Origin of the sequence: Acidovorax sp. CF316, from assembly GCF_000276605.1 — a bacterium.
Lineage (GTDB): Bacteria > Pseudomonadota > Gammaproteobacteria > Burkholderiales > Burkholderiaceae_C > Acidovorax.
Map to the genome: position 1 here is coordinate 1 of NZ_AKJX01000234.1, position 2,139 is coordinate 2,139.

Consider the following 2,139-nt stretch of genomic DNA (forward strand, 5'->3'; position numbering starts at 1 on the left):
CCGGCTGGCGCCGCGCCAGCCGCTCGCCCAGCAGCGCCAGCGTGTCGGCAAGGAAGGGATAGGCCGCGTCGTCGAAGGCACCGAGGGGCCCGCCCAGCACCACCAGCAGGTCGGGCGCGGGGTGCAGGCCGTCCTGCAGCGGGCCCACGCCCGCGTCGTGCGTGTGCAGGGCGTAGCCGCGCTGCAGCAGCAGGGGGGCCAACAGGCCCAGGTCCTCGAAGGGCACATGGCGCAGCACGAGCGCGGTCTTCATGGCGGTTTCCCTTTTTTGTACTAATACATTAAAATGAATGTATGAGTACATTGTACGTCCCCGGAAAAACGGCTGCCGACATTGCCGAGGGCCTGCTGGCTGCGATGCGCGACGGAACCCTGCCGCCTGGCAATCCCCTGCCTGCGGTGCGCGTGGCGGCGCAGCAACTGGGCGTCAACCCCAACACCGTGGCGGCCGCGTACGCGCGCCTGCGCGATGCCGGCCACGTGGTGACCGATGGGCGCCGCGGCACGCGCGTGGTCGAGCCGCCCGCGCGCATGCCCCACGCCTATGCCGTGCCCCCCGGCCTCCGCGACCTGGCCAGCGGCAATGTCGATGCGGCCCTGCTGCCCCAGTTGCAGGGGGGCGCAGCAACCTGGGCGGCACTGACCTCCTCAGCGGGCTACGACGCCCCGGCCGACCTGCCCGCATTGCAGGCCGAGGCGCGCCAATGGCTGTCGGCCCAGGGCCTGCCGTGCGAAGAGATCGCCGTGTTCTCCGGCACGCTCGATGCGGTGGAACGGGCCTTGCGTGCGCACACGCGCCCGGGCGAGCGCGTCGCGGTCGAAGACCCTTGCTGGCCGCCCATGGTGGCGCTGCTGCACAGCCTGCGCCTGAAGCCCGTGCCGCTGCCCGTGGATGGCGAAGGCGTGTGCATTCCCGATGCCGGGGTGCTCGCAGGCTGCACGGCCCTGGTGCTCACGCCGCGCGCGCACAACCCCACGGGGGCGGCGCTCAGCCCCGCGCGCTGGAAGGCGCTGCACGGCCAGCTGCAGGCGCTGCCCCACCTGCTCGTGGTGCTCGATGACCACTGGGGCCCGCTGTCCGCCGCGCCACTGGCCGTGGCCGCATCACTCCCCCCGCTGTGGCTGCACGTGGTGTCGGTCAGCAAGTTCCTCGGGCCCGACCTGCGCGTGGCGCTGGCCACGGGCAGCCCTGCCCTGCTGCAATCCATGCAGGCGCAGCAGGCCCTGGGGCCGCGCTGGGTCAGCCGCATCCTGCAGGGCCTGGCGGCCAGCCTGTGGCGGCAGATGCGCGACGGCAGCGCGCTGGTGCAGGCCGGCGGCTCGTACGCCGCACGGCGCCAGGGCCTGGTGCAGGCACTGGCCGCGCAGCAGATCACCGTGGCGCCCGGCGAGGGCCTGCACCTGTGGCTGCCCGTGGCCGATGAGGCTGCGGTCGTGCAGTCCATGGCCTCGCGCGGCTGGGCCGTGCAGGCCGGCGGCCCGCTGCGCCTGGCCAGCGCGCCAGCCGTGCGCGTGAGCCTGGGCGGCTGCAAGCCCACGGACATGGCCCGGCTGGCGGCCGACCTGGCGCAGGCGCTGCGCACGCCGGGGCGTGCGGTGTTCTAAAGCGCTGTCATCCGGTCCGGCGGCAGCGCTTCTAGAATCGCGCCCATCTTCACAATCCACACCGGAGACCACCCCATGCCCTACATGCTGCTCATCATGGAACCCCCAGGCCAGCGCGCCGAGCGTGGCCTTGCTGCCGGCCAGGAGGTTTATGCGCGCATGCAGCGCTTCGGCGCCGGCCTGCAGGCCCGCGGCCTGCTGCTGGGCGGCGAATCGCTGGCCAACGACACCGAGGGCGTGCGCCTGCAGGTGCGCGAAGGCCAGCCGCGCCTGGTGGACGGCCCCTTCGCCGAGACCAAGGAAATGGTCGGCGGTTTCTTCCTCGTCAACTGCGCCACGCGCGAGGAGGCCCTGGCCATCGCGCGCGAATGCCCGGCCGCCGAGTGGGCCACCATCGAGGTGCGCGCCATCGCCCCCTGCTACGACGGCGCGACAGGCTAGGACAACCCCCTGAGTCGCTTCGCGCCTTACCCCTTCTCTCGAATGGCTGCGCCATTCGGGAAGGGGGACACCGCCAGCGCGGCGGGGCGGCCC

At 72.9% G+C, this 2,139-nt stretch carries 2 protein-coding genes and 1 pseudogene; 2 read left to right on the forward strand and 1 reads right to left on the reverse strand.

Annotated features, from left to right (window positions below):
* A pseudogene (locus PMI14_RS28035) lies at positions 1–253 on the reverse strand (glutamine amidotransferase); the annotation flags it as partial.
* Between the two features lie 41 nt (positions 254–294).
* Here PMI14_RS28035 and PMI14_RS28040 point away from each other — a divergent pair.
* Both PMI14_RS28040 and PMI14_RS28045 read left to right on the forward strand, forming a co-directional pair.
* Positions 295–1,605 carry an aminotransferase class I/II-fold pyridoxal phosphate-dependent enzyme gene (locus PMI14_RS28040; RefSeq protein ID WP_007859879.1) on the forward strand — a complete coding sequence of 437 codons (1,311 nt, stop codon included), beginning with the start codon at positions 295–297 and terminating at the stop codon, positions 1,603–1,605.
* 75 nt (positions 1,606–1,680) lie between these two features.
* Complete coding sequence (locus tag PMI14_RS28045; protein WP_007859881.1) at positions 1,681–2,046, forward strand: YciI family protein; 366 nt, start codon at positions 1,681–1,683, stop codon at positions 2,044–2,046.
* Positions 2,047–2,139 lie beyond the last annotated feature (93 nt).

Excerpts from the sequence above, each read along its gene's own strand:
- PMI14_RS28045 (WP_007859881.1), top strand. The coding sequence starts at position 1,681 with ATGCCCTACATGCTGCTCATCATGGAACCCCCAGGCCAGCGCGCCGAG.
- PMI14_RS28040 (WP_007859879.1), top strand. The coding sequence starts at position 295 with ATGAGTACATTGTACGTCCCCGGAAAAACGGCTGCCGACATTGCCGAG.